We start from the raw sequence: 8,442 nt of genomic DNA on the forward strand, positions 1-8,442 counted from the left end.
GAGTCGGTGCACCCGGCCGCGCCCGCCGCGAGGGCGAGCGCGGTCGCGGTGGCGACCAGGGCGGCGGTGCTGCGCCTCATCGGCGCCCCGACCTCAGGAGTTGCGGGCGCGCGCTGCCGCCCGGGCCCGCAGAGAAGCGGTCAGCTCGACCTTGCGGATGCGGACCGCGTCGGGGGTGACCTCGACGCACTCGTCCTCGCGGCAGAACTCGAGCGACTGCTCGAGGCTCAGCTTGCGCGGCGGGACGACCTTCTCGAAGTTGTCCGCGGAGGAGGCGCGCACGTTGGTGAGCTTCTTCTCCTTGGTGATGTTGACGTCCATGTCGTCGGCCCGCGAGTTCTCGCCGACGATCATGCCCTCGTAGACCTCGGTGCCCGGCTCGACGAAGAGGGCGCCGCGCTCCTGGAGGTTGACCATCGCGTAGGCGGTGACCGGCCCGGAGCGATCGGCGACGAGCGACCCGGAGACGCGGGTGGTGATCGTGCCGAACCACGGCTCGTAGCCCTCGAAGACGTGGTGCGCGATGCCCGCGCCCCGGGTCTCGGTGAGGAACTCGGTGCGGAAGCCGATGAGGCCGCGCGAGGGCACGAGGAACTCCATGCGGATCCAGCCGGTGCCGTGGTTGGTCATCTGCTCCATGCGGCCCTTGCGGGCGGCGAGGACCTGGGTGATCGAGCCGAGGTACTCCTCGGGGGTGTCGATCGTCAGGCGCTCGACCGGCTCGTGGACCTTGCCGTCGACCTCACGGGTGACGACCTGCGGCTTGCCGACGGTCATCTCGAAGCCCTCGCGGCGCATCTGCTCGACGAGGATCGCCAGCGCGAGCTCGCCTCGGCCCTGGACCTCCCACGCGTCGGGGCGCTCGGTCGGCAGCACGCGCAGCGAGACGTTGCCGATGAGCTCCTTGTCGAGGCGGTCCTTGACCATGCGGGCGGTGACCTTCGTGCCCTTCGTCGGGCCGCGGCCACGAGGGGCGAGGTGTTGGTGCCCAGGGTCAGCGAGATGGCCGGCTCGTCGACGGTGATGACCGGCAGCGGGATCGGGTTGTCGGCGTCGGCGATGGTGTCGCCGATCATGATGTCGGGGATGCCCGCGATGGCGATGATGTCGCCGGGGCGCGCCGCACCGGTGTCGAGCGGCTTGCGCTCCAGACCCTCGGTGATGAGCAGCTCGGTGATCTTGACCCGCTCGGTCGTGCCGTCGTGGCGGCACCAGGTGACCTGCTGGCCCTTGCGCAGCTCGCCGTTGAAGACGCGCAGCAGCGCGAGGCGGCCGAGGAAGTTGCTCGAGTCGAGGTTGGTGACGTGCGCCTGGAGCGGGGCGTCCGACTCGTAGGAGGGAGCCGGGATCGTCTCCATGATCGTCTTGAAGAGCGGCTCGAGGTCCTCGTTGTCCGGCAGGGTGCCGTCCGCGGGGCGGGCCAGGCTCGCGGCGCCGGCCTTGCCCGAGGCGTAGACGATGGGGAACTCGATCTGGTCCTCGTCGGCGTCGAGGTCCATGAAGAGCTCGTAGACCTCGTCGACGACCTCGCTGATCCGGCTGTCGGGCCGGTCGACCTTGTTGATGCACAGGATGACCGGCATCTTGGCGGCGAGCGCCTTGCGCAGGACGAAGCGGGTCTGCGGCAGCGGGCCCTCGGAGGCGTCGACGAGCAGGACGACGCCGTCGACCATCGACAGGCCGCGCTCGACCTCGCCACCGAAGTCGGCGTGGCCGGGGGTGTCGATGATGTTGATCGTCACGCCGTCGGGGGCGTCGTGGGCCGCGGCCGACGGGCCGTTGTAGTGGATCGCCGTGTTCTTGGCGAGGATGGTGATGCCCTTCTCCCGCTCGAGGTCACCGGAGTCCATCGCCCGCTCGTCGACGTGGTCGTGCTCGCCGAAGGCACCCCCCTGCCAGAGCATCTTGTCGACGAGGGTGGTCTTGCCGTGGTCGACGTGGGCGACGATGGCGACATTGCGGATGTCGCTGCGAGAGATCAGGGGCATGCTCGCGATCATCTCAGCCCGTGGGCCCCTGCCCCAAATGGACGAAGGGGGGACCCTCCCCCTTCGCACGGAGCAGGTGAGGGTTTTCCCCCTTCGCCGGACATCCTGCGGCCGGTCGGGTCTCGCTCCGATAAAGGTCGTCGCCTCGCCGCGCCCCCCGACCGCAGGATCGGGCTAGATTGCCGCAACCGTGTGCGCTGGGTCACTGGCGCCCCGGTCGCGGCCCGGTCGACCCCGCTGGGCCGGATCTGACAAGCGAGGAACACATGTCGATGAGGAAAGCAGCGCCCCTGGCCGCTCTCGCCGCCACCGCACTGACGCTCAGCGCGTGCGCCCAGAGCGACCGCGACGACTCCGGCTCCGGCGGTGGCGACACCGACGGCACCTTCACCTTCGGCGCGGCCGGCGCCCCCGAAGTCTTCGATCCCTTCTACGCGAGTGACGGCGAGACCTTCCGCGTCACCCGCCAGATCTTCGAGGGCCTGGTCGAGGTCGAGGAGGGCAGCTCCGAGATCGGGCCCGGCCTGGCCGAGAAGTGGGAACCGTCCAAGGACGGCAAGACGTGGACCTTCACCCTGCGCAAGGGCGTGAAGTTCAGCGACGGCGAGACCCTCGACGCGCAGGCGGTCTGCGACAACTTCGAGCGCATGGCCGACCAGAACGAGACCGCCCAGGCCGGACCCGCCGAGTACTGGGCCTACTCGATGGAGGGCTTCGGCAAGGACTCGCTCTACCGCAGCTGCGAGGCGAGCGACGACCAGACCGTCGTGCTCAAGATCGCCCGGGCCACCTCGAAGTTCCCGGCGATGCTCTCGCTGTCGGCCTTCGGCATCCAGTCCCCCAAGGCGCTGGAGGAGGGCAAGGCCAACGACGTCAAGAAGCAGGGCGAGGGCTTCGCCTACCCGAAGAACTCCGAGAACCCCGTCGGCACCGGCCCGTACACCTTCGACAGCTACGACGAGGCCAACAAGACGGTCACGCTCAAGCGCAACGACGACTACTGGGGCGACAAGGCGAAGAACGCCGAGATCGTCTTCGACATCATCCCCAACGAGTCGACGCGCCGGCAGGAGCTCGAGGCCGACAGCATCAACGGCTACGACCTGCCCAACCCCGTGGACTGGAAGGGGCTGGAGGACGCCGGCAACCAGGTCGAGGTCCGCGACCCCTTCAACGTCCTCTACGTCGCCTTCAACCCGGAGAAGAACCCGGCGCTGAAGGACCTCAAGGTCCGCCAGGCGCTCGACATGGCGGTCAACCGCGAGCAGCTGGTCAAGTCCCAGCTGCCGGAGGGCGCCACCGCCGCCTCGCAGTTCTACCCCGACACCGTCGAGGGCTACAACAAGGACCTCGCGGTCACGAAGTACGACCCCGAGGGCGCCAAGAAGCTGCTCAAGGAGGCGGGCCAGGAGAACCTCAAGCTGACCTTCGCCTACCCGAGCGAGGTCACCCGGCCCTACATGCCCAACCCGCAGAAGATCCACGAGGCCATCCGCAAGGACTTCGAGAAGGCCGGCGTCAAGGTCGAGGTCGTCACCAAGCCGTGGAACGGCGGCTACCTCGACGGCGTCGACAACGGCCAGTTCGACGCCTGGCTGCTCGGCTGGACCGGTGACTACAACGCCGCCGACAACTTCATCGGCACCTTCTTCGGCAACCTCAAGTCCAACGACTTCCACACCTCCGCGACCGACTTCGGCGCCGACCTGAGCAAGGAGCTCAAGGACGCCGACCAGACGGTCGACGAGTCGGAGCGTGCCGCCAAGTACGAGGAGCTGAACAAGAAGATCCACGACGAGTACGTGCCCGGCCTGCCGATCTCGCACTCGCCGCCGGCGATCGTCGTCAACGAGGACGTCAAGGGCCTCGTCGCCAGCCCGCTGACCGCCGAGCGCTTCTCGTCGGTCACGGTCGGCGGCAAGTGACCCACACCCGCAGGTGACCTCGTGACGGGGCCGCCTCGACCGACCGGTCGGGGCGGCCCCGGTCCGCGGTCCACGTCAGGAGTCCCCACGTGCTGAGATTCATCATCCGCCGGCTCATGCAGCTGGTGCTCGTCGTCTTCGTGCTCTCGCTGCTGCTCTTCCTGTGGCTGCGCGCGCTGCCGGGCGGCATCGTCTCGGCGATGCTCGGTGAGCGCGCCACCCCCGAGACCCGCGCCCGGCTGACCCACGAGCTCGGCCTCGACGAGCCGATCTGGGTGCAGTACTGGACCTTCCTCAAGCGCGCGGTCACCGGCGACTTCGGTGTCTCCAACGGCGTGCAGCCGGGCAAGCCCGCGCTCGACCTGCTCATCGAGCGGTTCCCCGCGACAATCGAGCTCAGCGCGGTGGCCCTGGTCATCGCCATCGGCCTCGCCCTGCCGCTCGGCTACCTCGCCGCCAAGCGCCGTGGGGGCCTGCTCGACAACCTCAGCATCGTCGGCTCGCTCGTCGGCGTGGCCGTCCCCGTCTTCTTCCTCGCCTTCCTCCTGCGCTACGTCTTCGCCCAGGAGCTGCACTGGCTGCCGGTCTCCGGGCGCCAGGAGGTCGACGCCACCCGCGTGACGGGCTTCTTCATCCTCGACGGCCTGCTCACCCGCGAGTGGGATGCGTCGTGGGATGCCTTCAAGCACCTCATCCTGCCGGGCATCGCCCTGGCCTCCATCCCCTTCTCGATGATCTTCCGCATCACCCGCGCGAGCGTGCTCGAGGTCCTCGACGAGGACTACGTGCGCACCGCCCAGGCCAAGGGCCTGACCCAGCGGGTCGTGCGCGGTCGGCACGTCATGCGCAATGCCCTGCTGCCCGTGCTCACCGCGATCGGTCTGCAGATGGGCGGCCTGCTCGCCGGCGCCGTGCTCACCGAGTCGGTCTTCAACATCGCCGGCATCGGCGACGCCCTGCGCCAGGCCTTCACCCTGCGCGACTACCCGGTGCTGCAGGTGCTCATCCTCGCGGCCGCGGTCACCTACGTCATCGTCAACCTGGTCGTCGACGTCCTCTACGCCGTCGTCGACCCCCGAGTGAGGACCCGATGAGCCAGGACTCCCAGCACCCGGACGAGCAGCCCGACCGGCCCCGCCGCGGCCTCGGCGCCCGGCGCAAGCAGCGCATCGACGACCTCGCCGCCACGAGCGGCGCCACGGGCGGCGCGACCGTCATCGAGGCCGGCACGATCGACGACGGAGCCGGGGTCGGCCTCGTCGCCTCCGCGTGGCGGCGGCTGCGCCGCAACCCGATCTTCCTGCTCGGCCTGGCCATCACCATCGCCTTCGTCGTGCTCGCGATCATCGCGCCGTGGATCGCACCGCACGACCCGGCCGACAACCCCCTCATCGACAAGGTGAGCCCGCAGTCCAACCCGATCCCCGGCGCGGAGCCGGGCTTCCCCCTCGGGGCCGACAGCTCGGGACGGGACTTCTTCTCCCGGCTGCTCGTCGGCTCGCGCCAGACCCTCGTCGTCGGCGTGGCCGCGACGCTCGGCGGGCTGGGCGGGGGGCTGGCGCTCGGCACCCTCGCGGGCGCCTTCGGCGGGGTGGTCGACGCGGTCATCATGCGCGTCGTCGACGTCATGCTCTCGATCCCGAGCCTGCTGCTCGCCTTCTCCATCGCGGCCATCGCCGCCCGACCGAGCCAGTGGACGGTCATCATCGCCATCGCCGTCGTCCAGGTGCCGATCTTCGCCCGGCTGCTGCGTGGCTCGATGCTCGCGCAGCGCAGCAAGGACCACGTCCTCGCCGCCCGGGCACTCGGCGTCAAGCGCTCGGCCATCGTCCTGCGGCACATGCTGCCCAACTCGCTCGGCCCGGTCATCGTCCAGGCAACCCTCGTGCTCGCGACGGCGATCATCGACGCCGCGGCGCTCTCCTACCTCGGTCTCGGGCTGCCCGACGACCGCGTCCCCGAGTGGGGCCAGATGCTCGGCACCTCGGAGGTCTACTTCCAGGACCACCCGCACCTGGCCTTCTACCCGGCCATCTGCATCATCGTCGTCGCCCTCGGCTTCACCCTCATGGGCGAGTCGCTGCGCGAGGCGCTCGACCCCAAGAGCCGGAGGTGAGCGGCATGACGACCGCCCCCACGCCCCGCGGTGCCCGTCCGGGCGCCGGCACTCCCCTGCTGTCCGTGCGCGACCTGTCGGTGACCTTCACGCGGCAGGGGCAGGCCCCCTTCGCCGCCGTCGACGGGGTCAGCTTCGACGTCCAGCCCGGTCAGACCGTCGGCCTCGTCGGCGAGTCCGGCTGCGGGAAGTCGGTCACGTCGCTCGCGATCATGGGCCTGCTGCCCGGCCGCGGCAACGAGGTCAGCGGTTCGGTGACCTTCGACGGCACCGACCTGCTCGGCCTCTCCGACAAGCAGATGCGCGCGCGGCGTGGCCGCGACGTCAGCATGATCTTCCAGGACCCGCTCTCCTCCCTCAACCCCGTCGTCCCCATCGGCCGACAGGTCACCGAGGTGCTCGAGCGGCACAAGGGCATGTCGCGCAAGGAGGCCACGCCCCACGCGCGCGACATGCTCAAGAAGGTCGGCATCCCCGACCCCGACCGCCGGCTCAAGGACTACCCGCACCAGCTCTCCGGCGGCATGCGCCAGCGCGCGCTCATCGCCATGGCCCTGGCCTGCGAACCCCGGCTGCTCATCGCCGACGAGCCGACGACGGCGCTCGACGTGACGATCCAGGCCCAGATCCTCGCGCTGCTGCGCGAGCTCGTCGAGGAGACGGGCACGGCCCTGATCATGATCACCCACGACCTCGGTGTGGTCGCCGGGCTGTGCGACGAGATCAACGTCCTCTACGGCGGCCGCATCGTCGAGCGGGCGGAGCGCCACGACCTCTTCGCCCAGCCGCGCCACCCGTACACCGGCGGGCTGCTCTCGAGCGTCCCGAGCCTCGACGGCGAGCGCGCGCGCGGCTCGACCCCGCTGCCCGGGTCGGTCGCCGACAACCTCCCGTGGACGAGCTCGTGCGCCTTCGCCCCACGGTGCGCCAGCGCGACCGACCACTGCCGCGAGGCCACCCCCGACCTCGCCGTCGGGGGCTCGCGTGCGCTGCGCTGCTTCAACCCCCTCGCCGGCGACCCCTCGCCCGCCGAGGCCGCGACGACCGAGGAGGTCCGATGACCACCACGAGCCCCGAGCCGACCGCCACGACCAGCGACACCGACGTCCTCGTCGACGTCCGCGGCCTCAAGGTCCACTACCCGATCACCAAGGGCGTCGTCTTCGACAAGGTCGTCGGCCACGTCTACGCCGTCGACGGTGTCGACCTGCAGATCCGTCGCGGCGAGACCTACGGACTCGTCGGCGAGTCCGGCTGCGGCAAGTCCACCCTCGGCCGCGCGATCCTCCACCTCGAGCCGGCGACCGACGGCACGGTCACCTTCGACGGCGAGCCGATCTCCACGCTGACGGGCGAGGCACTGCGGAGCCGGCGCAAGGACCTGCAGATGGTCTTCCAGGACCCGATGGGCAGCCTCGACCCGCGCCAGAGCGTCGAGGCGCTGCTCGTCGAGGGGATGAAGGCCCACGGGATCGCCAAGGACGCCAAGGAGGCCGAGCCCCGCCTGCGCCAGCTGCTCGCCGACGTCGGTCTGCCGCCCGCCGCCCTGAAGAAGTACCCCCACGAGTTCTCCGGCGGTCAGCGCCAGCGCATCGGCATCGCCCGGGCCCTGAGCGTCGACCCCGAGCTCATCGTCGCCGACGAGCCGGTCTCCGCGCTCGACGTGTCGGTGCAGGCGCAGGTCATCAACCTCATGTCCGACCTGCAGGACGAGTACGGCCTGACCTATCTCGTCATCGCCCACGACCTCGCGGTGGTGCGGCACATCAGCGACCGCGTCGGGGTCATGTACCTCGGCGGCATCGTCGAGGAGGCCCCGGCCGACGACCTCTACGCCACTCCCCTGCACCCCTACACGCGGGCCCTGCTGTCCGCCGTGCCGGTGCCGGACCCGGTCGTCGAGGACACCCGGGAGCAGATCCTGCTGAGCGGCGACCTGCCCTCCCCCGCCAACCCGCCGTCGGGCTGCCGCTTCCACACCCGCTGCCCCTGGCGGCAGGAGACCCGCTGCGACACCGAGCGTCCGCAGCTGCGGGTCGTCTCCGACGCCGCCGAGCACAAGGTCGCCTGCCACTGGGCCGAGCAGATCGCCTCCGGCGAGATCCAGCCGCACGCCGTCACGGCGACGGTCGACGAGACCGGCGCGGCCCTCGCAGCGGAGGCGGAGGCCGAGCGGATCGTCGGGGAGATCCCCTTCTCCTAGCGGATACCGGCACGGCGAAGGGGGTGTCCCACCGATCGGTGGGACACCCCTTCGTCGTGGTGCGGTCGGTGACCCGACTACGCCCCGGCCGTCGAGGTGTCGGTCGTGGCCCCGCCGGCGGCAGCCGCCACGGCCGGCCCGCGGCCATCGCGTCGTCGCGTCCGCGACGGCCCTGGCCGCGAAGCAGGCCGGAGTCGATGTCGGTCACGT

5 protein-coding genes and 1 pseudogene are annotated in these 8,442 nt (G+C 70.5%); 5 read left to right on the forward strand and 1 reads right to left on the reverse strand.

Annotated features, from left to right (window positions below; translation table 11 throughout):
* Positions 1-93: 93 nt before the first annotated feature.
* A pseudogene (gene typA, locus AC2W7J_RS12835) lies at positions 94-1,988 on the reverse strand (translational GTPase TypA).
* 266 nt (positions 1,989-2,254) lie between these two features.
* Here typA and AC2W7J_RS12840 point away from each other — a divergent pair.
* The 5 genes from AC2W7J_RS12840 (at position 2,255) to AC2W7J_RS12860 (ending at position 8,232) form a co-directional block, all read left to right on the forward strand.
* On the forward strand, positions 2,255-3,913 hold the full coding sequence (locus AC2W7J_RS12840; protein WP_485982846.1) for an ABC transporter substrate-binding protein: 1,659 nt from the start codon (positions 2,255-2,257) through the stop codon (positions 3,911-3,913).
* Between the two features lie 89 nt (positions 3,914-4,002).
* Complete coding sequence (locus AC2W7J_RS12845; protein WP_421007113.1) at positions 4,003-5,007, forward strand: ABC transporter permease; 1,005 nt, start codon at positions 4,003-4,005, stop codon at positions 5,005-5,007.
* Positions 5,004-6,029 carry an ABC transporter permease gene (locus tag AC2W7J_RS12850; protein ID WP_255185449.1) on the forward strand — a complete coding sequence of 342 codons (1,026 nt, stop codon included), beginning with the start codon at positions 5,004-5,006 and terminating at the stop codon, positions 6,027-6,029. Before AC2W7J_RS12845 ends, AC2W7J_RS12850 begins: the two co-directional genes overlap by 4 nt.
* Before the next feature lie 5 nt (positions 6,030-6,034).
* Complete coding sequence (locus AC2W7J_RS12855) at positions 6,035-7,090, forward strand: ABC transporter ATP-binding protein (RefSeq protein ID WP_485982849.1); 1,056 nt, start codon at positions 6,035-6,037, stop codon at positions 7,088-7,090.
* Positions 7,087-8,232 (forward strand): ABC transporter ATP-binding protein, encoded by a 1,146-nt coding sequence (locus tag AC2W7J_RS12860; protein ID WP_255185447.1) that lies wholly within the window; start codon positions 7,087-7,089, stop codon positions 8,230-8,232. The genes AC2W7J_RS12855 and AC2W7J_RS12860 overlap by 4 nt, the downstream gene beginning before the upstream one ends.
* Positions 8,233-8,442: the final 210 nt, after the last annotated feature.

The organism is Janibacter sp. CFPM2_SD2, assembly GCF_057364645.1.